The sequence below is a fragment of the Psychromonas sp. SP041 genome (assembly GCF_000470315.2).
Taxonomy (GTDB): Bacteria; Pseudomonadota; Gammaproteobacteria; order Enterobacterales; family Psychromonadaceae; genus Psychromonas.
Window position 1 is genome coordinate 201,286 of sequence record NZ_CBRF02000002.1, and the last position, 26,997, is coordinate 228,282.

Annotated in this window: 24 protein-coding genes and 1 riboswitch; of the genes, 14 read left to right on the forward strand and 10 right to left on the reverse strand. The window is 35.4% G+C overall.

Going from position 1 to position 26,997, the window contains the following annotated elements:
* Positions 1-7: 7 nt before the first annotated feature.
* Positions 8-92: riboswitch (cyclic di-GMP riboswitch) on the forward strand.
* An 85-nt stretch (positions 93-177) separates the two neighbouring features.
* A complete protein-coding gene (locus tag SP041_RS02265; protein ID WP_025565494.1) occupies positions 178-762 on the forward strand; it encodes a fibronectin type III domain-containing protein in 585 nt (194 codons plus the stop codon).
* A gap of 1,404 nt (positions 763-2,166) precedes the next feature.
* On the opposite strand, the gene SP041_RS02270 is transcribed toward SP041_RS02265, so the two are convergent.
* From SP041_RS02270 to SP041_RS02300, 7 genes are all read right to left on the reverse strand, one after another.
* Positions 2,167-2,976 carry a mechanosensitive ion channel domain-containing protein gene (locus SP041_RS02270; RefSeq protein ID WP_025563601.1) on the reverse strand — a complete coding sequence of 270 codons (810 nt, stop codon included), beginning with the start codon at positions 2,974-2,976 and terminating at the stop codon, positions 2,167-2,169.
* A gap of 228 nt (positions 2,977-3,204) precedes the next feature.
* On the reverse strand, positions 3,205-3,495 hold the full coding sequence (locus SP041_RS02275; protein ID WP_025563600.1) for a hypothetical protein: 291 nt from the start codon (positions 3,493-3,495) through the stop codon (positions 3,205-3,207).
* Positions 3,496-3,512: 17 nt separating this feature from the next.
* Positions 3,513-4,571 (reverse strand): YHYH protein, encoded by a 1,059-nt coding sequence (locus SP041_RS02280; protein ID WP_240791404.1) that lies wholly within the window; start codon positions 4,569-4,571, stop codon positions 3,513-3,515.
* Positions 4,572-5,002: 431 nt separating this feature from the next.
* Complete coding sequence (locus tag SP041_RS02285; RefSeq protein WP_025563598.1) at positions 5,003-5,953, reverse strand: bile acid:sodium symporter family protein; 951 nt, start codon at positions 5,951-5,953, stop codon at positions 5,003-5,005.
* Between the two features lie 287 nt (positions 5,954-6,240).
* Positions 6,241-7,218, reverse strand: coding sequence for a D-glycerate dehydrogenase (locus SP041_RS02290; RefSeq protein WP_025563597.1), 978 nt, complete (start codon positions 7,216-7,218; stop codon positions 6,241-6,243).
* Positions 7,219-7,304: 86 nt separating this feature from the next.
* A complete protein-coding gene (locus SP041_RS02295; RefSeq protein WP_025563596.1) occupies positions 7,305-8,003 on the reverse strand; it encodes a DUF3047 domain-containing protein in 699 nt (232 codons plus the stop codon).
* A 446-nt stretch (positions 8,004-8,449) separates the two neighbouring features.
* The gene (locus SP041_RS02300) at positions 8,450-9,646 is read right to left on the reverse strand and encodes an MFS transporter (RefSeq protein WP_025563595.1); all 1,197 of its coding nucleotides are present in this window, start codon (positions 9,644-9,646) and stop codon (positions 8,450-8,452) included.
* Positions 9,647-9,927: 281 nt separating this feature from the next.
* Here SP041_RS02300 and SP041_RS02305 point away from each other — a divergent pair, with 281 nt between their 5' ends.
* Both SP041_RS02305 and SP041_RS02310 read left to right on the forward strand, forming a co-directional pair.
* The gene (locus tag SP041_RS02305; RefSeq protein WP_025563594.1) at positions 9,928-11,901 is read left to right on the forward strand and encodes an EAL domain-containing protein; all 1,974 of its coding nucleotides are present in this window, start codon (positions 9,928-9,930) and stop codon (positions 11,899-11,901) included.
* 213 nt (positions 11,902-12,114) lie between these two features.
* Positions 12,115-13,062, forward strand: a complete 948-nt coding sequence (locus SP041_RS02310) for a LysR family transcriptional regulator (protein ID WP_025563593.1) — start codon at positions 12,115-12,117, stop codon at positions 13,060-13,062.
* A 172-nt stretch (positions 13,063-13,234) separates the two neighbouring features.
* Here the strand turns inward: SP041_RS02310 and SP041_RS02315 are convergent, their stop codons facing one another.
* Both SP041_RS02315 and SP041_RS02320 read right to left on the reverse strand, forming a co-directional pair.
* Positions 13,235-14,242 carry a zinc-binding alcohol dehydrogenase family protein gene (locus tag SP041_RS02315; protein WP_025563592.1) on the reverse strand — a complete coding sequence of 336 codons (1,008 nt, stop codon included), beginning with the start codon at positions 14,240-14,242 and terminating at the stop codon, positions 13,235-13,237.
* Positions 14,243-14,844: 602 nt separating this feature from the next.
* Positions 14,845-15,096, reverse strand: coding sequence for a DUF2999 family protein (locus tag SP041_RS02320; RefSeq protein WP_025562281.1), 252 nt, complete (start codon positions 15,094-15,096; stop codon positions 14,845-14,847).
* Positions 15,097-15,826: 730 nt separating this feature from the next.
* Here SP041_RS02320 and SP041_RS02325 point away from each other — a divergent pair.
* The 8 genes from SP041_RS02325 to SP041_RS02360 all read left to right on the forward strand — a co-directional run bounded on the left by SP041_RS02325 (position 15,827) and on the right by SP041_RS02360 (position 22,073).
* Positions 15,827-17,029 carry an HDOD domain-containing protein gene (locus SP041_RS02325; RefSeq protein ID WP_025562280.1) on the forward strand — a complete coding sequence of 401 codons (1,203 nt, stop codon included), beginning with the start codon at positions 15,827-15,829 and terminating at the stop codon, positions 17,027-17,029.
* Between the two features lie 238 nt (positions 17,030-17,267).
* Positions 17,268-17,891, forward strand: a complete 624-nt coding sequence (locus SP041_RS02330; protein ID WP_037047291.1) for an HAD-IA family hydrolase — start codon at positions 17,268-17,270, stop codon at positions 17,889-17,891.
* 403 nt (positions 17,892-18,294) lie between these two features.
* Positions 18,295-18,870 (forward strand): YceI family protein, encoded by a 576-nt coding sequence (locus SP041_RS02335; protein ID WP_025562277.1) that lies wholly within the window; start codon positions 18,295-18,297, stop codon positions 18,868-18,870.
* A 74-nt stretch (positions 18,871-18,944) separates the two neighbouring features.
* A complete protein-coding gene (locus tag SP041_RS02340; RefSeq protein WP_025562275.1) occupies positions 18,945-19,478 on the forward strand; it encodes a redoxin domain-containing protein in 534 nt (177 codons plus the stop codon).
* Positions 19,479-19,797: 319 nt separating this feature from the next.
* Positions 19,798-20,481: a LysE family translocator gene (locus SP041_RS02345; RefSeq protein WP_025562274.1), complete on the forward strand. Its 684-nt coding sequence runs from the start codon at positions 19,798-19,800 to the stop codon at positions 20,479-20,481.
* Between the two features lie 45 nt (positions 20,482-20,526).
* The gene (locus tag SP041_RS02350; protein ID WP_025562273.1) at positions 20,527-20,925 is read left to right on the forward strand and encodes an NUDIX domain-containing protein; all 399 of its coding nucleotides are present in this window, start codon (positions 20,527-20,529) and stop codon (positions 20,923-20,925) included.
* Between the two features lie 191 nt (positions 20,926-21,116).
* A complete protein-coding gene (locus tag SP041_RS02355; protein ID WP_025562272.1) occupies positions 21,117-21,584 on the forward strand; it encodes a membrane protein in 468 nt (155 codons plus the stop codon).
* Positions 21,585-21,653: 69 nt separating this feature from the next.
* Positions 21,654-22,073: a GFA family protein gene (locus SP041_RS02360; protein WP_025562271.1), complete on the forward strand. Its 420-nt coding sequence runs from the start codon at positions 21,654-21,656 to the stop codon at positions 22,071-22,073.
* A 209-nt stretch (positions 22,074-22,282) separates the two neighbouring features.
* Here SP041_RS02360 and SP041_RS02365 read toward each other — a convergent pair whose 3' ends face one another.
* Positions 22,283-23,479, reverse strand: a complete 1,197-nt coding sequence (locus SP041_RS02365; RefSeq protein WP_025562270.1) for an MFS transporter — start codon at positions 23,477-23,479, stop codon at positions 22,283-22,285.
* Between the two features lie 204 nt (positions 23,480-23,683).
* Between SP041_RS02365 and SP041_RS02370 the strand changes: the two genes are divergently transcribed.
* From SP041_RS02370 to SP041_RS02380, 3 genes are all read left to right on the forward strand, one after another.
* Positions 23,684-25,564: a VWA domain-containing protein gene (locus SP041_RS02370; protein ID WP_025562269.1), complete on the forward strand. Its 1,881-nt coding sequence runs from the start codon at positions 23,684-23,686 to the stop codon at positions 25,562-25,564.
* Positions 25,565-25,655: 91 nt separating this feature from the next.
* The gene (locus SP041_RS02375; RefSeq protein WP_025562268.1) at positions 25,656-26,252 is read left to right on the forward strand and encodes a sigma-70 family RNA polymerase sigma factor; all 597 of its coding nucleotides are present in this window, start codon (positions 25,656-25,658) and stop codon (positions 26,250-26,252) included.
* The gene (locus SP041_RS02380) at positions 26,252-26,926 is read left to right on the forward strand and encodes a hypothetical protein (RefSeq protein ID WP_025562267.1); all 675 of its coding nucleotides are present in this window, start codon (positions 26,252-26,254) and stop codon (positions 26,924-26,926) included. Before SP041_RS02375 ends, SP041_RS02380 begins: the two co-directional genes overlap by 1 nt.
* Positions 26,927-26,997 lie beyond the last annotated feature (71 nt).

The window sequence follows — 26,997 nt, forward strand, 5'->3', positions numbered from 1 at the left end:
ATTATTAGCTAGAAAAAGGCAAGTTAAGGGAAACCTTAATACGCAAAACCACCGGCCTGTAGACTAACGTCAATGGCAGCGGAGTTACCGAGGCGATGATACAACATACCTCTCTTTGTTTTTCTTCTGTTATATATAAAAATTTCTGGATCATCAATTTTGTTGGAGACAAAACTGATGATTTTAAACCCCCTAATACTTAGAACGACACTATTACTGTGTTCAACTTTCTTATACGCTTGTGGTGGTTCTTCAGGCTCTAGTAACTCTGTTGCTGTAGAGGAAAAAACATCTGAAGAATCGACTTTAGAAGATATGACTACAGAGGAAAAAGTTGTAGTTTCCTCCTCTGAAGAAAATGCTAATGAAGATATTGTGACTACAAATGAAACAGACGAGGATATTGATGTCGATGATATATTTTCCTTTCTTCCGACAACCGAATCTGTGGCAGACGAGTTAATTATCCCAGACGATTCTAATTCAGAATCGGATGAAGGACTTGTTTCTACGCCTATTATTGAAGATGAAACTGTAAATTTAAATATAACATGGGACGATAACTCTGATAATGAAGTAGAGTTTATCATTGAACGCCGTATGGAGTCTGAAGTCGATTATGGAGAAACGTATTATGTTGCTGAAAATACCACATCATACGATGATTTAGATGTTCAAGCGGGTGAAACCTATTGTTACCGTATTAGTGCGTCTAATAGCGTTGGTGACTCTCCATCATCTGAAAAATGCATAACATTATAACGATTAACCAATGGTAGATTAGTCAGGTTTTCTGGCTAATCTCTGATGACGTTTAAAAGAGATTCTACAAAGATAAGTAAATTATTCATTGTAGAAAGCTAATCACTAATTGTTAACCAATTATTCATGGTTAAATCGGTTATTAAACACTGATGTTTTTAACTTAATTATCATTCCTCAATAACTTTTTCTCTTGATACTTATTACTTCTATACCTGTTATCCTTCAAGGTCCTTTGTTCATTCGTTAGCTTGGGTGCCAAATCAAGGTGCAACATGATGACGATCCCTTATCGAAGGTTGCAATGCAGAGTTGGTTTTTAAGCTAACGACTCAGAGGGCAAGGGGCGAAGTAAACACCTTCGTTGTTAGAAAGTGTTGATTTAACCTGTTAGATATTCCTCTTTCTGCCTAGTGTCTGTTCACTTCACCGTTTGCTGAATTTTTCACCTTGAATAGTAATACCAATCACACTAATTAAGTTATCTATTTTACTTGTTAAAATAACTTATTTCTTCGTTGTAAATTTCGTAAAGGGAACAACCATTTAGCTCAATTTTCGCCTTGAACTAAGTCATTTTTCCTGCGCAAAATTTAGAACACTTATTTAATGTAATCGGTATAATACCAAAAGAATTAATAAGGTGATCATTCTTGCTGGTTAAAATCCCCCCTAACTGCGTTGTGAGTTTTGAAGTGAGAACAACTATCTCCTACAACTCACGCCTTATTAGTGCTAATTTTTCCTGCGCAATCTCTGAACACTTATTTAATTCCATTGGTATAACGGATATAGTTAACCCACATTAAACCAACATACTCGAATATTAGAGACACTATATAAATGGACTAAAAATCCGCTTTAATCAGTCACCTGAGTATTATCCTCCAACATCATTTAATATCTAAATGCGTGGACTTTCTTTATGTTTAATACAGAGCATTGTTCATAATATTTTTGGCTATGTCATTGTTATACCTATTACATTAAATATGTCATCTAAATTTTTCGCTGGAAAAACAGTTCAATTCAAGGCGTAAATTGAGCCTTTCGAAGATTAACTTTGTTAATCGTCTATCGGAGAATTAACCAAAAGATGTTAATTCTTTAATGGCTGTTCCTGTTCCCTTTACGACATTTCCAACGAGGAAGTGGGCTGTTTTAACAAGTAAAATAGATAAGCTATTTATGGTTATTGGTATTAGGCTATGGCTGTATCAACCTTTGTCTAGGTGCTTAAGCAATGGATATTAATAGAATGGATATGAAACGATCGAAATAAACTATCAGAGAATGGTTTATGGGATTAAGCGGGATTACCTTGAGAATAGGCTGCTTTGTTTAGGACATAAAAAAAGGTCGAATGTTAAACATTCGACCTTTTTAGTCAGCTTTTAAATTAGCTTACTTGTGTAAATGTACATCCATTTGTGGGAAAGGAATACTAAGTCCTTCAGTCGCAAATGTTTTGTATACATTTTCATTCATTGCAAAGAATACACCCCAGTAATCTGGCGCCTGTACCCATGCACGAACAGTGAAGTTAACTGAGCTATCCGCTAATGCTGAAACAACAATAACAACTTCTGGATCTTTTAATATACGAGCATCTGCATCACACATTTTTTTGATTACAGCACGTGCTTTATCAATGTCATCGCCGTATGCAATACCGATAGTCCAATCTACACGACGTTTTTCTTCCGTTGAAAAATTAGTCATTGAACCAGTCGATAAACCACCATTTGGTAGGATGATTGTTTTGTTATCACCTGTTTTTAAAATAGTGTTGAATATTTGAATTTCTTTAACTGAACCAGCATGGCCTTGTGCGTCAATGAAATCACCTACTTTGAAAGGTTTGAATAACAAGATCATTACACCACCTGCAAAGTTTTGCAGTGTGCCTGATAATGCCATACCTACTGCTAAACCAGCTGCTGCTAAAATCGCAACGAACGAAGTCATTTCGATACCTAGCATGCCAAGTACAGTAATACCCAACATTACTTTCAGTATCATACCAGTAAGGCTATTTAAAAATGGTATTAATGATGCATCAACATTACTTTTCGTCATGACTTTATTTAAGCCGCTTAAAAGCAACTTAATAATCCACGAACCAATAATCCAAACGACCACTGCTGCGATCAATTTAGGTCCATATACTAGGGCGATATTCGTTACCGAATCTACCATCTCTTCTGGCTTCATTTTACTATCCTTAGTGTGTGCGTACATAAAATTGACAATGTACCGAAATATGTCAAATACATCCAGCATTCATTTAAAATAACACTTCTTCTAGTGACCTCAGTCACTTATAAAGAATTTATTTTCCTATAAAACCAAAAAAACACCTCATGAGAGATGGTTTTGTTGTTGGAAGTTGAATAAGTTATTAATTAATACATAAAACATCAAAATTTAATAACTTCATCACTAGCTATGCTTATGTTCTTCTGCAGTATCTTGCTCATTAGTATTATCAGTTTCAATTTTTTGAATCGGCTGATTTCTTACACACATCAACGTTTCTGACATGTATTGACAACTACCAATGTATAAATTTTGATGACCATCTTCATATTGGCAAGATTGAGATCGAGATTTAACATCGCAAGCTTTAACTGCAATTTCACTTAATGGGCCAGAGTGAGCTTGCACCAAAGTAGTTGTAAATAATAACGTAACAACAGTAAATAATGTTCTTTTTAAAAGCATGATAAGCATTTTTGTTGATACTCCTATTATTCAGAAACGGGTGGTGGGCCTCGGTGCGCATCTGGTCCGCCATCTGGAGGACCACCTGCTGTTCGTACTGTTTCACCGTGCATACATCCAATAAACATATTTTCACTCGGACTTGCTGTGTGGTAATGGTAACCTCTAATGTCATCTGTTGTGCCACGACATTCATCTAATGACTCTTCTTTACCTTCTGCGTCTTTCATTGCGTAGATTCCGTAACCATCTGACGCGTAACCAATTAATGCAGCATGACCATCTTCAGTCTTATCACTTTTGTCTGTACAACCGGTTGTAGAATGATAGTGATAACCTTGATGTACGTTAATATGCCCACCACAATCATCAAACGCTGCAATCGTATAGCTTCCTAAGATTGCACCTATTGGCGCTGGTCCTGATAGTTCGGATCCGTCTAATGCAATGCCAACCGTTCTAACACGTCCTGGCTTATCGGCTGGGATAGGTGTTACAGGGATTAGGTAAGTTAATGAGAAGTCGTCATCAAGATAAGATAGCTGACACTCGATACAGTTTTGCTTATATTGTTCTTCAACATCTGGACGAGCGGCACCTAAACAAGCTGCTTTAGTTGCGGTATAGCGCACTTTATTAGTTTTTGCATCGTAAACGACCCATTTTTCATCACCATAATATTCACTAAGTTTTAAAATAAACTTACCAGTAATATCAACTAAATCACCTGTTCCTTCTTTACTAAACCAACTTCCGCCTGCTTCAGGACCATCACTGGTTGTTCTTGGACAAAATGGGCCTGGCTCTCGTCCTGCTGGCGCACCTGATGTGGTTATTTCATAACAACTGGTTTTTGTGCCATCAGAGGTTTCACAATCAACAATGTTAGGTGTTTCGGTAAATGCACCGTCAGTAAATAATGAAAGGTTGATTCCTTTTGCTCTCGTCGTTTGAGCAGTGGCTTTAATTTCTTCTGAAGATGAATCCGTAGATAATAAGTCACATCCAGTTAATGTTATTGCACTAATGATGATGGTCGTCATTAGGGATAATTTTTTAGGTATTGTCATTGTTGGTAAATCCATTATTTACTCCTTTTATCGTTCAGATAAATGACTTCGACGATTAATATTAGCGCATAGTACAGATCAAATGTGTAAAAAATAAGGAAGTGTGTGAGGCTGATGACGCTAGTACATCGGTTTGTCGTATTCAATTTCGATAATAAAAAGGTAGGATGAATCACTTATGGGCAATAAAACCATGAGCGTTTCCAATAGAAAAGTTATTGCTTATTTTAATCATGCTCTAGTGAAAATGATGATCACTAATAGTAAAAAACGCTAAAGGAAATTGACTATGCGTTGAACTGAACTAGAACGGTAACTATTTATGCTTCTTTAAAAACACTGTTAATCAGAGCGATTGTAAATGATTTACGCCATCATCTATGAATATTCCACAGGTAATGGCGTGAAGACTATCGTAAATTTTCCTGCTTATTGCTAAGTACTTATTATTTATTACTATGTTCTTTTATTGCTTTATCCGTTTCAATTTCATTTGATGTTCGAGACCAGTATCCCGCTAAAATAGAACCGCTGATGTTATGCCATATAGAGAAAATAGTCCCGGCAATAGCCGCTGTTGGGGCAAAGAACTTCATTGCCAACGCAGTAGCTAACCCTGAATTTTGTAAACCAACTTCAAAGGCAATCGTGCGACAGACTTTTTCTTCAAAGCCTAGTTTTTTAGTGATCCAGTAACCAGCTAATAAACCAAACGAGTTATGTAAGATAACTGCAATAGCGACCATTGAACCTACTTCTACTAACTTTTCTGCATTAAGTGCAACAACAATTGCAATAATAATAACAATGGCAGCCATTGATATTAGTGGTAAAGCTGGTGCAATTTTTTTGGTCGGTTTATGCAATAAAGTATTGAGTACGATACCCAGTACGACAGGGATTAACACAATCTTTATCAGGCTGATGATCATACCTGTAACAGGGATATCAATACTTTTACCCGCTAGTAACTCAACGAGTAAAGGAGTGAAAATAACACTTAATAATGTACTAATAGCGGTCATTGAGATCGATAAAGCAACATCACCTTTAGCCAAAAAACACATTACGTTACTGCTTGTACCTCCAGCCACTGCACCAACTAATACTAAGCCAACGGTTAAGTTCGCATCAAAGTTCATTAATGTCGCAATGATCAATGCAACAATGGGCATGACGGTAAACTGTAATATCACGCCTACAGAGACAGCTTTAATATTTTTGCTGACATTTGCGAAGTCTTTAGGTGTTAATGTTAGTCCCATAGCAAGCATAATAATGGTCAATAAAGGAACGATGAAAGTTTTTAAAGAGGTGAATAACGATGGCTGAAAGAAGGCTAATAAAGATAATAAAATAGCCCATACAGGGAATAGATTAGTGATGATTTTTAGCATAGCGAGTCCATTCTAAGGAAGTAAAAAGGTAAAGCAGAATAAACTGTCATATTTCTTTATGCAATAGTGGTGATGAGACGAATGTGTAGAAGTGAGAGCTATGAAATTTGTAACCCTGTAAATAATTCAGTTTATATTATCACTCTTTATTCATTGAACAGGCTAGGCTTGTTCGGCGTAAAGATGCTCGAAAATCTACACATAAACCTGTTTACAAATTTACTCACAAACACTGTGATTTTTAGAGCATCTTTATTAAATCCTATTTACTTAAAGCAGTAGGAAAGTTACTGAGTTATATTTTCTGCATTAACGCAGTTTTGTGTTAAATCTCCCGAACAAGCCGCTTTAAGGCTGTCTATTGCGCTGCAAATCATAGCGAGTCTCGTTTCTGCTGTAGCAGAGCCAATATGTGGAAATAGAGTGACATTATCTAAAGACATTAAAAGTGATGAGGTAGGCAAAGGCTCTACTTGATAAACGTCTAAACCTGCAGCTCTAATGTTTCGATTTTTAAGTGCCATTGCAAGCGCTTGCTCATCGACAACATTACCTCGGCCGCCATTAATGAAAATCGCTGAGGGTTTCATTAAATCTAATTCACGTTGACCGATCAGCAGGTCAGTTTGTTCATTTGCTGGTAAAATAGAACATACAAAATCAGACGTTGCTAATAGCTCATCAAGCTCTAACTTTTGTGCGTTAAGATCTTGTTCAGCTTGTTTGTTGACACTGCGATTATAGTAATTTATTTTCATATCAAAACCATGGTGTGCTCGCTTAGCAACAGCATAACCGATACGCCCCATACCTAATATTCCTAAGGTCTTGCCATGAACATCAACACCAAAGTACTGATCTTTTAAATTGTTGGTCCATTGTCCTGCTGTGACCATATTATTAAGTTCTGTGGTGCGTCTAGCGGCACACATTATCAGTGTGAATATAGTATCTGCTGTGGTGTTAGTTAATACATCTGGTGTATTGGTTAATGCAATATTGCGTTTATTTAAATAATCAAGATCAAAGTGATCAAAGCCAACTGAAATGGTTGAAATAACTTTTAATTGAAGGGCATTATCTAAAATCGCAGGTGTTAATTTTACACCCGCCCCAATTAATCCATCAGCGTCTTTAATCTCATGAATAAAAGCGTCCATATTACTCGAATCGATTTTATCAAAGTACACAAGATTAAAATATTCACTTAACAGTTGTTGCTGTTGGTTTGGTATTTTTTTAAATAAAACAACTTTATCTTTCATATTGATCCTCTGTGTTAGGTGCCACTATTTTTAATATAAATGCTATTATTAATATAAATGTTATGTTTACTATAATGTTGCGTTTATTACTCTGCAGTAAATACGATATCACCGTAATAGGATTCTGCTTTTCCTGCACTGTTGTCGGTATCGGTCATTATTGCGATCACGTCAATATATTGATAGGCCGCTAGATTTTTTTTGTCGCTGCCTTTATCGCCAAATTGATCAACTAAGTCCTGGAATACATTGCGTTTTTCATTATACCAATGATCTATTTTTGCTTGTTTGCCTCGCACCGCAACCATTTTTACTTTGTCGCCTATGAACGCATTATCCCAAACTTCACCTTCACTTTGGTTACTTGACCAGACATAGCTTAAACATTTACTGTTCCAAATTTTAAACCCTCCGTCAATGACAACATAAACCCGTGCGACGTAATCATCACCACTTTTACTTTTTTCATCTAATCCAGTGAGCTTGTTTTTAGTTAGCCAAGTCCAATTGATATAAGGTGTTTTTAATAAATCTATTTTCTTTTTTAACACCAATCCTGATGCTGAGTTATTACTTTGAGCCTTTAAAACTTTACGATTATCATATTCAACAAGGTTATAAGTTGATTCGCCTTCAAATGATTCGCTTTCCCAGTTATTAATGCCATCGCTTTCTAATGAAGTGACATTAATTGATGCATTTACATTGAAAGCAAGCCCTATACTAGACACTATTGCTAATTGAATTAACTGAGATGAAAACGAGACAGTTCCTCTAAATAACATGGGTTTTCTCTTTAAATAGAATTTGTTGAACGGTCATAATAACGTTGAATAAAGTAAAATAACAATAGTGGCTGACTCTGAAATGAAGAGTAATAGACAGAAAAGCGATTTAACAGAGACTTAATTGATAGTCCGTTCCGATAAATAATTGAAGGCTTATTTTTTTGTAGAGAGACTTATTTGAGTAGAAGTAGAAATAGAAATAGAAATAGAAGTAGAAATAAAAAAAGGAAGAGATTAAATTAACTTCTTGAAAATTTTTATTGCAGTCTCAATTATATTCACCGAAAAGTAAATTAATTAAGTATTAAACCTTATTTATACATTGTCATATCATTGCTATGTCATGGCTACATTGCAGCATTTTATCAAATACTCATTCATCAAACTCTCACTCTAAAAAAATAAGAGTCTGATGTAATACTGCTAGCTATGTATTTATGTTGCTATGCAGAAACAGCGAGTTTCTTTTTTGCATTTAATTGCATATAGCTCAATACCCACATAATGAAGCCACCTAAAAATAAAGCCGCGGCAACGTAACCGGTTTGGTTCGGTTGTGCTCCTTGTGCAATCGCCATTCCTCCAACCCAAGGTCCAATAGCATTGGCCACATTAAAAGCACATTGAACTAATGCACCGATCATCGCGTGACCATCGGGAGAAACATCCATTAATAATGTCTGAATCAATGTCGCTAAACCAATGCTGCACCCAATTAAGAAAATAACAGCATATAACAACCAAATATTATGGCTTGCATTAACGTAAGCGATAGCAAATATAATGGTACAAATTAAACAGATACCCGTTGCTTTAATTGCGGATACATCAGCCGCTTTACCTAAAAAGTAATTACCTAAAGTACAGCCAATACCAAACATAACCATCGCAATTGAGATGGTGTAAGCAGGCGTTTGTGTGATATCTAAAATAGTGTCTGCGATATAAGTATAAATACAAAATACACCACCAAAACCAATGATCACTATGCCTAAAATAGACCAAACAAGCTTATCTTTTAATACGCTAAATTCATTAAGTAGGTTGGATGGTTTGCTGTTATCGACATTTGGAACTACTTTATAAACAAAGACTAAAGCAATAAGTGATAAAATAGACGCCCCTGCTAAACAATAACGCCAGCTGAGGTTTTGTCCAACTAAAGTCACTATAGGTACTCCAACAATAGTGGCGATGGTTAAACCCATAAAAATTTTAGACATAAATGCAGATCGTTTTCCTTTTGGCGCTATATCTGCAGCTAAAAGAATCGCTGCACCAAAGTAAGCGCCGTGGGGCAATCCACTTAAAAAGCGAAAAAGAATTAATTGATTTAATGAGTTTGACAGCGCACTCAACCCATTAGCGATAAACATTAACGTTAAAAATATGACTAGTGCTTTACGTTTACGCATATTCGCGGTGGTCAGCATTAAAATAGGGGCACCTACAACCACTCCCATTGCATAAGCACTAATGGCATAACCTGATTGTGTTGGTGTCACGTTAAATGTGTCACTAATTAAAGGTAGCATAGGCATCATTGAGAATTCAGTGAGACCTAAAATGAAAGTCCCTAATGCTAAGACAAACATAATCGCGACGCGGTTTGTTGGTTGAGGTAAGTGAGCTGACGTCATACATATCCTTTAAGGGATGATTACTTAGGGCATTCATATTTCGATAGAGACGTTATACCAAGCTCAAATATCAGAATGTTAATAGTAATGATTAAATAAAGACTGCATGTTAATTCTAAATGTGATCTTAGTCACCTATAAATTGTATTAAGTTTTACTAAATATAATGGTTTTATCGAGGTTAGATTGATAAATCGTTTTTTAGTTATTAATTGAATTTGGTTTCACACTAAAAGGCGCTCATTTTTTATAATTGATGCTAAATAATTCATAAGAGGCTGGTGACAGAGTATGAAAAAATTGTAATGCTGATAAAAACCGAACAATTAAATACTGCTATTTGGGTGTACGATATTGACCAATCAAAAATTGTTTGGGCAAATACTGCTGCCCTTAAATTGTGGAACAGTCCGTCACATGAGGAGTTATTAAGCAGAGATTTTAAAGCAGGGCAATCCGAGGTTATAAAAGAAAGTCTTTTAAATTATAAGCTTGCCTTTAAAAGGGGAGAAGTCATTAATGAGTATTGGTCATTTCACCCTAAAGGAGAAGAGGTCCAGGCATTTTGTCAGTTTTCTGGTTTTGAACTAGAAGATGGCAGGGTAGGGATGTTGGTGGAAGCAACAACCAGTGAATTAATATCATCGAATGCAGAAGTCGGTAGTGTGACCATTTTATCGATTTACCAAACTGACGGTAAATTGATTAATGGGAGTCTTCCTTTTATAAAATACTTTGGTAATAAACTCTCTCATTTAAATGAGTTATTTTGTGACCATCATGTATTGGAAAAACTATTTGTTATTACGTCGCAAAATATTAAATTTGAAGATGACGTTCGCCTAAAAACAATGAAAGGCGATCAATGGTTTAAGATAGATGCTATTGAAACAACACAAGAAGAAGGTAATAAAGCTATTTTACTTCACTTGTATGACATACATGAAAGGAAAACAATAGAGCAAACCTTACGTAAACAAGCATGGGAAGATCCACTGACTGGCCTGATTAATCGTAGAGGCTTAACACATCATATCGAACACAATATTAACAATAACATTCCTTTTTCATTACTCTATGTCGACCTTGATGGTTTTAAAATGATCAATGATTCGTTAGGTCATGGGAAAGGTGACGATGTATTAGTTGAAGTCAGCTTCCGTTTGAAAGTTAATATGAACAAAGATGATATTATTTGTCGTTTTGGTGGTGATGAATTTATTTTGCTCATTGAGCATACATTAGGTGATGATACGGTAGCCGTTAGATGTGATGCTATTTTGCATTCTTTTGTTGAAAATTTTATCAGTATTCATAGTAGAGATTTAACGCTTTCAGCGAGTATTGGCGTTGCTTGTTATCCAAAAGATGCCAATAATTTTGAGCATATTATTGCCTGTGCTGATGCGGCTATGTATCACGCTAAAAAATTAGGTAAGAAGCGTTGGATAAATTATGAAAAAGGAATGGAGCATGCTTCCAAACGTATCAGTGTAATTTCTCAAAAATTGTCATTTGCAATTCCAAAGCAAGAGTTTAGCCTTTATTACCAGCCTATTATTGATATGGTAACAGGTAATATTTGCTCATTTGAAGTTTTATTGAGATGGAAAAATGAAGAGCTGGGTTTTGTAGACACTGAAGAAACAATACAAATTGCAGAGAAAACAGGTTTAATATATGAAATCGAAAATTGGGTGCTCATACAAGCGCTTCATGATTTGGTTTTATTAAAAAAAGTGATTAATAAAAATGTAACCATGGCCATTAATATATCAGGCTTGCATTTATCTGATCCAACTTTAGTTGACACTATATTACAACAACTTAACAAACATCATTTACAACCTAAAGACATCAATATCGAGTTAACTGAACGAGTACTTTTTACACAAATCAATGATCAAAACAATCCCTTTAGAAGACTCGTTGATAATGAAATCAACATCAGTATTGATGATTTTGGAACAGGATTTTCATCTCTTGCTTATTTACATAATATTCCTGCAACAACCGTTAAAGTCGATAAATCCTTTCTTGAAAGTATCGATAACAATACCGTAACGCTTGAATGTATTCACCGCTTAGTGGGCGCACTGGGTATGAAGAGTTTAATAGAAGGAATTGAAACTGAGGCACAAGCTAAAACACTTTTTGCTTTAGGGTTTAATATACAACAAGGATACTTTCATGGTCGACCAAAGCCATTGGAGTATTATCTTTCGACTGATTATCGAACGATTTACTCTAAATAATTTTGTTGTACTTGAAACTAGGCTTCATAAGGTTAGACATAGATTTTAAAAATTATCGCTACACAGACTTATTTACAGGGGCCGGATTATAGTTAAAATGGTCAAGAATCAACAATTAAGCTTTATCATTTAATTATTTCTAATCCTTTTTAGTCAATATTAACTATTAAAGTCGCTTATTTTAGTCTCAATAAATGTTTTATGGAGCACTTCGTGTCAATTACGAATCAATTAATGTTATTTATCGATGTAGTACAGCAAGGGTCATTTGCTAAAGCCGCCGCCATTCACGATATGGATAACTCATCATTATCCAAGCAAATTAAAAAGCTAGAAGCGACATTAGGCGTACAGTTACTTAACCGCTCAACACGTTCTTTTTCTCTAACGTCGGCAGGTGAAGAAATATTGGTTCAAGCACATACTGTTGTTGATACACTGAATGACATTAAAAGCACTGCTGATTCCTATCAATCTCAACCTAAAGGTATGTTACGTATTACATCCGGTATGTTTTTTGGACAGCAGTATATCCAGCCTGTTATCAATCAATTTATGCGACAGTATCCTCATGTAAAAATAACGCTTATGTTAGATGATAAACGAAGCGATATTATTGGTGACCATTTTGATTTAGCTTTTAGGATCGGTAAGTTAAATGATTCAAATTTAATGGTTAAAAAAATCGCTAATGCGCATTTTGCGTTAATTGCTTCACATGATTTTATTGCTCATTACGGACTACCTACAACACCAGAAGAGTTGATTGCTTTACCTGCTATTATTTATGGGAATGGCGATGTCAGCCTTGACCAAATAAAAGTAAGTGAGCAACCTCATAGTGAGCTAATGAAAACCTTTAAGATAAAGGGGAGTTATAAAGTCAGTGATGTCCGCGCCATGATGGGGGCAGTACAAGCAGGGTTAGGTTATGCGATTATTGACTTATTTAACTTAGAAAAGCCAATGGAAGAAATGGGGTTAGTGACATTATTAACCGATTATAAACTGTCGACAATGGATACGGGGATCTATGCGCTTTATCCACATCGAAAACAAACACCTTTGGTCAGTGAGTTTATCAAAACAGTTCAAGAGTATATCGGAACGCCCGCTTTTTGGGTTGACCATGTGCCTAATTATAAAAAGATGTATAAATAAAATGGCCAGATTAACTGCTTCCTCTTCCCCAAAACCCTCTTTCTCAAAATGAAGCAATAAACGCTGAACAAAAGAGTGATGATTAAGCTCTTTTTGTTCAGCAGTATTATTGACTGAGTTTGAACTCAACCAATAACTCATTGAGTAAATTGATACCTGTTAAAAATCGTTATTAAAACCCTTCTAAGACCACTTTACCTTTTGTTTTTTGTGTTTCCAGTTGTTGGTGAGCTTGTCGTAAATTAGCGGCATTAATCACCCCTAAATTTTCACCCACTGTGGTTTTAATGAGTCCGTTATCAATCATTTTTGCTACGTTATTTAAAATGGTATGTTGCTCTTGCATATCATCTGTTTTAAATAATGAACGAGTAAACATTAATTCCCAATGTACCGAAACAGCCTTCGTTTTAAAGGGTTTGATGTCTAGCGTTGTTGGGTCATCAATTAGTCCAAACTTCCCTTGTGGCTTAATAATTTTTATAATTTCAGGTAAATGTTGTTCCGTATTATTTAAGCTAACCACGTAATCGACTTCTTTTACATCTTTAGCTGCAAACTCTTCGCTCAATAGGTTGCGGTGATTAATGATGGTATCAGCGCCTAAATCCTCTAACCAAGATACCGTTTCTGGGCGTGACGCTGTTGCAATAACCTCAAGTTGAGTCAGTTGTTTTAACAACTGCACCATGATTGAACCAACACCGCCAGCGGCACCAATTACTAAAATACGTTTTGACGGATCGTCTTTAATGATATTCAGGCGATCAAATAATAGCTCCCATGCGGTGAGACTAGTTAACGGTAATGCTGCAGCTTCACCATAAGATAATGTATTGGGCATGTAACCAACAATGCGTTGGTCAACTAATTGAAATTGTGCGTTACTGCCTGAACGAGTAATATCGCCAGCGTACCAAACTTTGTCACCTGGCTTGAATAATGTGACATGTTCGCCAACCGATTTAACGACACCTGTCGCGTCATAACCTAATATTTTATATTCATTTTCAACAGCAGGGGCTGTCTGGCGCACTTTAAAGTCAACTGGATTGACTGATATTGCTTTAACTTCAACTAAAATATCATGCCCTTGTGCAATAGGTTGATCCAGTTCGATATCTTGTAGAGATAATTCATTTTCTATCGGCAAGTTATGTTGGTATCCAATGGCTTTCATTTTCAGTTCCCCTTTATTTTATATGTCTGTATCGTTTTGATAATACCAATGGAATTAAATAAGTGATCAGAGATTGCGCAGGAAAAATTAACACTAATAAGGCGTGAGTTGTAGGAGATAGTTGTTCTCACTTCAAAACTCACAACGCAGTTAGGGATGATTTTAACCAGCAAGAATGATCACCTTATTAATTCTTTTGGTATAAGGTTGTGTTTAGAAGGTTATGTTGATAAAGCCATTCTGGCTTGAACTGGTTAGATAAAAAAGAGATAAAAACCCCAATCATTATGGAATAAATAAACCATAGTAAAGTAGCTTGTTGGTTTTTCGAATTGAGGGCTACTCCACTGGTAGGAAGTCTATAATTTACACTTTATGCAATGATTAATTTAAGGTTAAACAGACTGAACAGCGATAAAAAGAAAGGGAAAACAGTTGAAAGTAGGTAAGAAAAACCAAAGCTGTTGCATGCCTAGCGTTTATATCATTGACGTTAAGGAGCTGACGCTAGATAAGGGAGGCTTGATAGCGAATAGTTGGATGGCTAGTCATTGACAAACTATCGATATACTTTGGTTTTTAATGTGGTAATACTTCACTCATTACTTATTTAGTTTTTCTTTTGCTTCTTGAACTTTAGCAAAGTCTAGCCCTAACTCATCTGTTGCTTCTTTAATTAGGTGAGGCTGTGTCATGATAGTGCCCATCAATTGCTTTAACTCTTCTGGTGGAATACCTAGTTGCTGTACCAGGCCCATTGCCATCAGTGGATTGTCAGTTAATGCTTCAAAAAGTGATTTAATTTTTTCGTCACTGACATTGTGTTTTTTTAAAATTGCAATAATTGGATTCATTTTTAACCTTGTTATTTATATTGGTTTTTAGGTATAAAATGTAAACTCTATTTTTTATGATTTACATTTTATTGGTTATGTCTAAATTATATTAGTTGAGGGTGGGATTAACAATATAAATACCATACGGCATTTTTATATGGTGGCGATTACGAGCACTTTCTCATCGAGAGCAAGACATTTACTTTAGTGGGGCATACACTTTATTCTTTCATAACGTTCACTAAACATTAATCATGACTTGTATGTCTTTAAAAACGTTATTAGTCTCACTGAAACTAAAATGTATGTTGTTAAGTTTATGTTTTTATTTGTAAGTTTCTTATCACTGTGTGAGTTATAAATGATAGATAGGTTTTTTTGTTATTTAAAGTTTTTTATTGCGGTATGACTTAATATTTAAATTATCATCGTTTATAAAGTAATATTCAGCTTCGTTATGAGAATAGTTTAATAAAACATGTATTTTAGCTTACTGCTTGAACAGTAAATCGATATTAAAATACTAAAAACTGATGGCTTCACAATTTATTGCTTATGTTCTTTTATTTTACGTTATTTATATTATTTAACTTATAAATCTGTCATTGTTGTTGCTTATGGTTTTTATGCTTTTAGCATTCTGAATATTACATGAAATCCCCATGTAGTAAGGTTGTTCAGTGTTTTAGTGTTGAAATGGATGTTCTAGATAAACAATGTATTTTACTTGTTACAAGTAGGTAGGAATATGTCTTCTTATGTAGCTCGACAACCGATTGTCGATAGAAATAAAAAAACCATTGCGTTCGAATTACTTTATCGTGATGGGAAAGAAAATTCATTTCCAAATGTCAGTTCTGATTACGCCACTAAAAGCATCTTGGTTAATCAAACTTTAGTGCATCAAAAGCGAATTCTTGATGGTAAAAAAGGGTTTGTTAACTTTGGTTATGAAAGTTTACTCGACAGGCTCCCATTCGACTTCCCTAATAAAAACTATGTCATCGAAATTTTAGAAGATTGTCCACCTAGTGACAACTTGTACAATATTATTGTCGAGTTAAAAAATAAAGGCTACACGATTGCTTTAGACGACTTTGTGCCGAGCAAAGAGTGGGAGCGTTTTTATAAACATATCCATATTATAAAATTCGATATCACAACCTATTCCCTTTCCCAAGCTGCTTTGTATATCAAGTCTTTAGCTAACTATGACATTAAATTCTTAGCAGAAAAAGTAGAAACCTATGAAGAATTTAATACTGCAAAGGAATATGGGTTTGATCTATTTCAAGGGTATTTTTTTAGTAAACCTGAAATGATCTATAATAAAATATTAGACTCTTCTCTCAATTCAAAAATACAGTTATCAGTCGCAGTGTCTAGCAGCGAACTTGACCTGCGTTTAATTGAAAAAATAATCGCAAGTAACCCTGGGCTATCCTTTAAATTATTGAACTTTGTTAATGAATTTTCAATGGTTAGGTCACCCATAAAATCACTACAACAAGCACTGGTTTACCTTGGTGAAGATCGCGTACGTAAGTTTATAACTTATGCGGTGATCAAAACATTAAACACAGGTAAACCTAGCATATTGTCTAATATGTCTTTACAGCGTGCAAAATTCTTTGAAATGATCTTATCTTCAATGGGCTTACATCATAAAAAAGAGAGCGGTTACCTTTGTGGCATGCTGTCAGTTATCGATGCTTTACTCGATTCAGACATGTCCTCTATTGTTAAACCTTTAAATATTAATCAAGAAATTAAAGATGCATTATTAGGTGAAGAAGGTCGACTTCAAGATCTTATTAAGTTAGCGGAAGCTGTTGAAAATTCAAATTGGGGCAAAGTTGATGAATTGAGTAAGACGTTAAATATTACAGAGGCTGAAATCATTAACTCCTCTGTCGAATCAACATTATGGGCCGATGAGATCTCTACTTAATGATATAATCATTTCTACTTCGACTTTAATTCCTTTAGTTATAACCTGCTAACGTTGTACTGCCTTTCTCAATAAATTAAGTGCAGCACATCAAAATAAATTCAACAGGTTGATTAAATCGTTATGTTTGATAGTGTAAATAAACAACAATATTGTTTTAATGAAGCCGTCTAATAAAGTGACTTAATAACGTTATTAAATTAGGTCATTCAATGAAGTTCGGCATAAGGAGTAAATATTGGATTTGATTATTTTTGATTGTGATGGGACTTTAGTCGACAGTGAGTTCCTTTGTAATCTTGCTCTACAACAGCAACTTGCTGAACTTGGTATTGATTCTGACGCTGAAGAATTAATGGCGCTATACAGAGGTGTTAAGCTTAATGTCACTCTGACCAGTTTAGAATCAGAGTTTGATACTTCTTTCCCAGAGACTTTCATTCCCGATTATCGCCTTAAGGTAAAGCATCTTTTTGAACACCATTTAAAAGCGAATGAAGGAGTTAAAGCGTTACTAAGCTCATTAACTATTCCGTTTTGTGTTGCTTCTTCTGCTCCTAGAGAGAAAATTGAGCAAGCTTTAAAAGTCACTGGGTTAGCGCCATACTTTAGCGATAACATTTTCAGCTCTTACGATATTGATACTTGGAAACCTGAGCCGGGGATTTTCTTACATGCCGCTAAAAAAATGAATACTGATCCTGCTCGATGTTTTGTTGTTGAAGATAGCTTAGTTGGTCTACAGGCTGCTAATGGAGCGAAAATGAAAAATATTTATTATGCGCCTACATTAGACGAGAAACATCCTCTAGCTTCTATACAAATTAAACACATGTCTGAGCTAATGACGTTATTAAATTAAGCTTCTTAAATCATTATCACTTTATCGGCTAAATCGTCATGTTGCAGTTTGATATGACGACTTTGGCGTCTTGTGTTCTTTAAAGTAAAATAAGTCGTATAAATTCAATTGATCCGGTTTAATCTTACCTTTAACCAATACTCTTAATCATATTATTGACCAATAACTTTTTGGTTAAACCATGCTTTTCTCTTCTTTATTATTTCATTTCCCTTACTTGTTATGATTAAACCTTGGTTAACTTATTGATTAAATTATTACGTTTGATATTGTGTGGCATCTTTAATATTAATATTAGAGTTATTTATCCACCGTAAATACGGAGTTATTGTACTTAACAAGGTGTTAAGACGATGGTACTTATAGGATTTTTAAGCTAACTAAAAATTAATGGAGATTTTTTATGAAAGCACTCTCTGGAGTTGCCCTGTTATTCGCCTTTTTGTCGCCAAGTGCATTTGCACAATGGGATTTATCTGGTGAGAGTTCAACACTCAATTTTATTACTGTTAAAAGTTTAAAAGTGGGAGAAGTTCATCGCTTCCAAAAACTAACTGGTACAATTAATGATTCTGGTCAGGTAGAACTCAATATCGACCTTAGTAGTGTTGAAACAAATATTGGCATTCGTAATGAAAGAGTGAAAACGATGTTATTTGATGCTGCCAAGTATGTGGATGCAAAAATATCTGGTTTTGTTGATGTAGAGAAAGTAGCCAGCTTAAATGTCGGCGATATGTATACGGAATCTGTCAAATTCAACTTATCACTTCATGGTGTTCTAAACCAAGTAACAAGCGATGTACAAGTCACTAAATTAAGTGGTGAAAGGTTATTAGTCACGTCTGTTATGCCGATCGTTATTAATGCAAGCGATTATGGCTTAGAGGAAGGTGTTGAGCAACTCAGAAATATTGCTGGTCTTCCATCAATTAGCACTGCAGTACCCGTTACATTTAACCTTATTTTTAAACAATAAAGGTTTTTAACGTAAACACACCCTTAATGATGTGCTTATTTTAATTTTTTCAATATAAATCAGGAGTAAATATAATGACACATTCAGCAATTGCAGCAGGTTCAGTGTTTCCATCTATCTTAGTGAAAGGTCTTGATGGCGTCGAAGCTGATCTGAGCAAAATATCTGAAGATGCAGATTGGAAAATGGTTGTAGTTTATCGTGGTAAACATTGCCCTTTATGCACTAAATACCTTAATTTACTTGAAACATATAAAGAAAGAATTACGGCGAACGGTGTTGAGATTGTCGCAGTATCGGCGGATAGTAAAGCGCAACTTGAAATGCATTTAGTCGATTTAGAGATAAGCTTCCCTATCTATTACGGTTTAAGCATCGAACAAATGCAAACTTTAGGACTGTATCTTTCTAATCCTCGTTCAGAGAAAGAAACTGACCATGTATTTGCTGAACCTGGGCTATTTGTTATCAATGAACAAGGCCAAGTGCAAGTGCTTGATATTTCAAATGGTCCGCTTGCTCGACCTGAAATAGGTGTATTAGCAGGCGGGCTTGAATTTATTAAAGCTCCTGAGAACGATTACCCGATCCGTGGTACTTATTCGTAAAGACTATTTCCTAACTATTCGTAAAAATAGCTCTCAGTGTTTACTTATTAAGCTCTGGGGGCTTGAACGAAAGTGGTTAAGCTGAAACGGTTTTAAAGGTTCAACGATAAAAGTAATGCAAAGTATTGAGTTCTTTAATACTTTGTATTAAATCATAGACAACATTATTTTTGTCTATACATATTTTTCACTATAAATTCATTTACATAAGTAGTATAAAACTACAAATAAAACTACAAATAAAGTTACGTGTAAATTTAGAGCAGTAATAAGTACAAGAACAACAATAAAGATTAAGTTAGATAATGGAGTTAAATAAATGGAATTAAGTACTTGGCTAGTTTATGTCAGTGTTATTAGCGTACTGATATTTAGTCCCGGCCCTTCCGCGCTATTATGTATTTCCGATGGTGTTAAATTCGGTAACAAAAAAACACTTCCTACCATTTTGGGTGGGGCTATTGCTGCATTATTGCTGATGACACTTTCTGCTGTTGGGCTTGGCGCTATTCTCACCGCTTCTGAAACACTTTTCTTTGTGATTAAAATGTTGGGTGCAGGGTATTTATTATATCTAGGATGGAGTGCTTGGAGAGAAAAGGCTGTAGACCATCACGATGAGACAACATCAATATTTCGCACCGAGCCTGAAGTAGAGGCCGATCAAAATAACACACTTATCACTTATTCTGCTTACTTATTATTTAGAAAAGGCTTTATGGTGGGGATCAGTAACCCTAAAGACCTATTATTTTTTATTGCATTATTCCCTAGCTTTATGAATGCGGACTTCCCTCAAATTGAACAATATGCCGTACTGGCTTGTACTTGGTTTTTTATAGATTGCACTTCCATGTTTATGTACGCAGGGTTAGGCGCAAAAATAAGCCCTCTACTAACAAAGCCAAGCACGATGATATTTGTTAATCGAACGGTTGGTAGCGTGTTTATTGTATTAGGCAGTGCCTTAGCAATATCAGCAGGAATGAGTAGAAAAAGCTAAGTTAATAAGGATATTTGAACGTGATAGTTATATTTTGGGATGGTTATGAAAAAAGAAATTGATAAGTTAGCTTGGTTATATATTTACGAGGGCAAGTTATTAAATGCTCGCTCTATAAATAAAACACTTTTTTATCTTCCTGGTGGAAAGCGTGAGTTAGACGAATCAGATGAAGCGGCATTAATACGCGAAATTAAAGAAGAAATCTCTATTGATTTAATACCTGAGTCGATTAGATACGCAGCTACTTTTAAAGCAAAGGCAGACGGTCATGCTGACGACGTTATTGTTAAATTAACTTGTTATTTTGCTGAATTCAGAGGGCGTTTAGCCCCAGCAGCAGAAATAGAAGAAATTCAATTTATTGATTACGAAGACAAATCCCTTTGTTCGTTGGGATCAATTAAAGTAATGGAGTGGCTTAAAGAACAAAAGTTAATGTAGAACAAAGTTCAATATAAAATAAAGCTTAATATAATAGAAGAAAGGTTGATGTCGACGTTATATCACGCCTTATCACTTTTATTTTATTTACTTTATTCGCGTTAATAAGTTGTGCTTCTACTTTTCGAATCGATTAATCGATTAATCGGTTTATAGGGCATAACGTTAAGCGTAAATGTAAGGCGCTTTATATGGAACATCATTACTTTGTTATCGCTCGTGCATTACATGTTGTCGCTGTTGTGCTTTGGATTGGTGGTGTAGCTTTTGTTGCTACAGTATTAATTCCCGCCATTAGAAAGAATCCTTCTACCGAGAATAGATTAAGCTTATTTGAGACGCTAGAACATCAATTTAGTTTTCAAGCTAAGTTAACAACGTTAGTGACGGGGTTGACTGGCTTTTATATGTTGTACGTCTTGAATGGGTGGGCATCGATGCAATGGTGGATACACTTAATGCTCTTTATTTGGATGCTATTTATGTTGGTTTTATTTGTACTGGAACCTTTATTCTTACATAAATGGTTTCATCAACAAGCACAGAAAAACAGTGAAAGGGCATTTCATTATTTACAACTAATGCACACAATTTTACTCTCAATTAGTTTGGTGGCTGTTTTTGCTGGTGTTGCAGGGGTACATGGTTTATTTTATTAAAGAAATCGAGTTAAAACTCTCTCGCTTTATTAAATAAAATATTTAATCGTTAGATTAATTAGGATTTTTATGAAAATTAATGGTCAATGCCATTGTGGTGAAATTGAATACACTGCTGAAGTAGATGAAAATAAAGTAGTAGGTTGTCATTGCTCTGATTGCCAAGAAATGTCTAGTGGACCTTTTCGTATTGCGGTGATGTCTTTGCCCAATAGCGTGGTTTTTACTGCAGGAAAGCCTAAAGAATATGTAAAAACCGCAGAAAGTGGTAATAAGCGAGCACAGGGCTTTTGCGAAAACTGTGGTACAACACTTTATGCAACATCGGTAGGTGATGGCGATAAAATATATGGTTTACGTATTGGGGCAATCAAACAACGAGAACAATTAACACCTAAAGCACAAATATGGTGTCGTTCTGCAGCCCCATGGCTTAAAGAGTTGAATTCAATTACTGCATTTGATACCGCACCGACTGCCCCAAAATAGTTAAGCTTTTTTATTAATGCCACTAACTTCGACTGTGTGTTTTGAATAGCTTTTAATTAAAAATAGCTGAGTACTAGTACTGTTAATTATCAATTATCAATTATCAATTATCGTTTATTAACTTTCATTGCGTCTTAGCTATTTTTATATTATTACTTTTCCTGTCTTATCATTTTTCTAGTTTAGCGTAGCATTAGTTATTCAGGTACTTATGCATCTTCACTTAAACTAATATTCCGTCCACCTAAATAACCAAAAACACCACACAATAAACTGGCTAAAGCACATAACCACAATACAGGCGCCCAACTGTCAAAATGTGAATGTAAAGCACCGGCAAGCATCGGACCGATAGCGGCTAGTAAGTAGCCAACACATTGTGCCATTCCTGATAACGAAGCCGCTTGTCCAGAATGATGAGTACGTAAGCTTATGTAAGATAAACCTAAAATGAAAATAGCACCGGCACAAAAACCTAACGTTGTTGACCAAATAAACGCAAAGTGAGGGAAGTACAATAATCCTAAAGCACAAATAAAGCCTAAAATCGCTAACGATAGCGCGAGTATTCGTTGATCTTTTAGTTTTGATAACAAGGGTATTAGTATAATTCCCGGCAGTGCAGAGGCCATTTGAAACGCACCATGTAATACACCTGCTTGTTGCGCATTATGCCCACCTTCCATTAATATATTCGGTAGCCATGCAATCATCACATAAGTAAAAAATGAATTGAGACCAAGGCATAAAGTAACGTGCCATGCGATGGGATGATGCCAAATCTTACCTTTGGTATGTGACTGAGTCAGATCTTTAGTCGGTTTAGTATGTTGTTTTAATTGTGGTAGCCAAATAATCAGGCTAAATAAAGTAATTAAGCCGTAACAAGCTAACGCAACTTGCCAACCAAGGTCTTTGTAAGCTGCCAATGGAATTAATAAAGCCGAATAACTACCAGCAAAAACACCCATTGATAACACATAAGCGGATGTCATCACTGCCACTTTATGTGGGAAATCTCGCTTAATTAAACTCGGTAATAAAACGTTACCAATCGCAATACCCACACCAATCACGGCTGTGCCAACATAAAGGACAATTACTGAATCAACCAAGCGTGTACTTAACCCTAAACCAATTAATACCAATGCAATAAACAGTGATATTTCAAGACCCTGTTTTTTAGCTAAAGTTGTTGCCATAGGTGAGGCGATAGCAAATGCGAGTAATGGTAATGTGGTGAGCATGCCCGCTTGAGAAGAGGTTAGTTGAAAGCTATCAATGACTTGATCCAACACTGGGCCAATACCTGTTATTGGGCCGCGTAAGTTGGCTGCTATCAATAAAATGCCTAAAACTAATATAATGGAGGCAAAGGGAGAGCGAGTCGGCGAAATTGAATTCATAACAATATTCCACAATATAAAAAGACGGAAGATGATAACAGACAAGTGATTTTTATTCGTATTAAATCCTTTTATGTATTATTAATATGAAAAATACTTTTAAATAATGAATGATATAAATAATTTTAACTATCTTTTAACCCCACTTTATTAAGTCATCCGTTTATAGCAGTAACAATACTGTTTTATTTAAAAGGTGATTTTATGAATAACATTCCTAATTCTATTTCCTCTCGTTCAACGACTGCATTAATAAACACAGCGAATGCTACATTTGATTTAAAAGCGGGCTCTCATTCGAAATATAAGTTAACAATGCTTAGTTTACTGGTGTTAACTAGTTTAACGGCTTGCAATCAAAGCGGTGCTGAAAAAAATAAACAAAAAGATAAACAAATTAAAGTCGACGTTGTTAATGACGTCATTAATGAAGGCGCACAAAAACAAATAATAGTTGGACAATCCCAACAAGAGCAGGGCGATGTTTATCAAAGTGCGTTAAAAAATCATCATGTTTTACAATCAAAAGAGCTGCATATTGCTCGCACCGCTTCAACAAAAAAAATGGCACGGACAAAGCCTTCCTCGTTAGCTAACCATTTTATAGTTAATGAGTCTTTGCCTGTTGAATTACCTGCTTTCAGCACAACTGAAGATCGAGAACATTATTTATCTTCGTTATCAAACCCTATTAAACAAGTGAGTGTCGATCCCGTTTCTACTTTTTCAATTGATGTTGATACAGGCAGTTATAGTAATAGCCGTCGTTTTTTAAACAATGGCAAGCTACCTCCCAATGATGCAGTGAGAGAGGAAGCGTTCATCAACTATTTTAATTACAATTATGCTTCTCCTACCAATATAGACGTTCCTTTTAAAGTGCATACTGAAGTCGGTAATGCACCTTGGAATGAGCAACGACAACTAGTTAAAATTGGTATCAAAGGATTCGAGGTGGCAAAAGTAGATTTAAAATCTGCTAATTTAGTTTTTTTATTAGATGTCTCAGGATCCATGAATGCCCCTGATAAATTACCACTTCTGACATCAAGCCTTACGATGCTAACAAAACAACTTGATGAAGATGATTCTGTTGCCATTGTCGTTTATGCAGGCGCTGCTGGTGTCGTTTTGCCTGCAACATCTGGTAATAACCATCAAATAATCACTCAAGCGCTTAACCAGTTATCTGCTGGTGGTTCAACCAACGGTGCACAAGGGATTGAACTTGCTTACCAAATTGCTGAAAAGAACTTTAAAAAGGGGGGAGTAAATAGAGTGATTTTAGCAACCGATGGCGACTTTAATGTCGGTACGCAATCGATTGATAAACTTAAGGCGTTAATTGCTAAAAAACGTCAAACTGGTATCGCATTAACAACCTTAGGTTTTGGTCAAGGCAATTATAATGATGGTTTGATGGAACAATTAGCAAATATTGGTAATGGTCAACATGCTTATATTGATACCATTAATGAAGCACGTAAAGTATTAGTGGATGAGCTGACGAGTACCATGCAAATTATCGCTAAAGATGTGAAAATCCAAGTTGAATTTAACCCTCAACAAGTTGCAGAGTATCGATTGATTGGATATCAAAACCGCTTATTAGCGAATGAAGATTTTAATAATGATAAAGTAGATGCCGCTGAACTGGGAGCCGGTCATACGGTAACGGCTCTTTATGAAGTCACTTTAGTCGGGGCTAATAATAAACAAATAGACGATTTACGTTATCAGGATTTTAATTCTCAAACTAAGCGTAATAGTAAAGAGAAACCGTCAACATTAAATAATCAAGAACTCGCCTTTGTTAAGGTACGTTATAAGCAGCCTAATAGTGATATTAGCCAATTAATCAGCCAGCCTATTTTTGCTCAAGAGTTAAATAGGTCCACCAGTAAGGACTTTCAGTTTTCGGCTGCGGTTGCTGGATTTACGCAATTACTTAAAGGTGCAAAATATACGGTCCAATGGCAATATCAGGATTGCATAGATTTAGCCATCGAGAATAAAGGTGAAGACCACTTTGGCTATCGTGCTGAATTTATTCAATTAGTACGTACAGCACAAGCATTGCAGTAAAGCACCTCAAATAGCATTATTCAAACTTAAAATACCTTAAATAAAGGTATTTAAGTAAAAGCCATCAGGTAAAAGTACAGTAAAGGGACTTATGACAGAGATCGTTGATGAAAGCTTAATGCTGCAATATGCACAGGGCGATATACAAGCTTTTACTGATTTGTACACTCGCCATAAAGATAGTTTATATCGCTATTTTTTAAGGCAAAGTGCTACACCTGAATTAGCTGAAGAACTTTACCAAAATGTGTGGAGTAAGTTGATTAAAGCGCGTTCAACTTACCAAGTCAGCAGTAAATTTACTACTTGGTTATATCGTATTGCGCATAATGAATTAATTGACCATTACCGTCGTAATACAACTGAAAATAAAGTGATTGCATTGAATGTTGAAGATAAAAGAACTGAAGCCACTAATGAAGCAGAAGTAGGGCACTTAGCTGATCAACAACAAAAAACCATTGATGAACAATTACACCTGTCGCAGCAAGCAAGCCATTTAAGGTGGTGTTTGAAGCAATTACCTCGACAACAAAAAGAAGCCTTTTTATTGAAGCACGAATCTGGTTTCACACTCAATGAGATTGCTAAGTTAGTTGGGGAGTCAAGCGAAGGCGTTAAAAGTCGGATTCGTTATGGCATCAATAAGTTAAAGCATTGTCTAATGCATAAAATGGGGAGAGTATAATGAGTGATAAATATACTGACCATGATATTACAAGGTTTTATAGTGAAGGTTCAACTGAAAAGCCGAGTGCTGAACTAGATGCTAAAATATTAGCATTAGCAACAATACCAATAGAAACAAAGAGTCAACCCACTTTGACGTCTGCTATCCCTATAAAAAAACCAGCGCTATATCAAACTTGGTATGGGCAGCTTTCAACAGCGGCTTCATTGGTGCTAGTCACAATGCTATACCTACATAACAGTGATTCATTCCATGAACCTGCTGACAACGTAAATGAACAAGCGACTAATCAATTAATGGAAAATGAAGCGACTGGGCTTTCATCGATTAAATCGACTGAGCAACCCGTCAAGAATTCACTTAAAAAAAGCATTAAACAGAAGGTGAACATCGAAAAACGGAGTAAAAAAGAAGTGTCGAGTATTATGGCTGATTCAACCTTGCCATCAGCATCATCGGACACTGAAATTAGGCAATTAAATAAAGTGAAATCAATAAGCGAAATGACACCTGAAGGGGCTTTAGAAGTGACCACAACCTTTAATAAAATAGATGGTTTATTAGCAACAGAACAAAGAGAAAAAGCAAGGGAACGACTCATCGAATTACTGCAAAAGTATCCACAATTAAAAGCAGATTTGAATGCACGTTATATGAATCTATTAATGTGAAAGAGTTGTGAACCTTTTTCATAATAAACTGTTAGAATACTGGGAGAAAAAATAATGAGTTTAAATAGGAA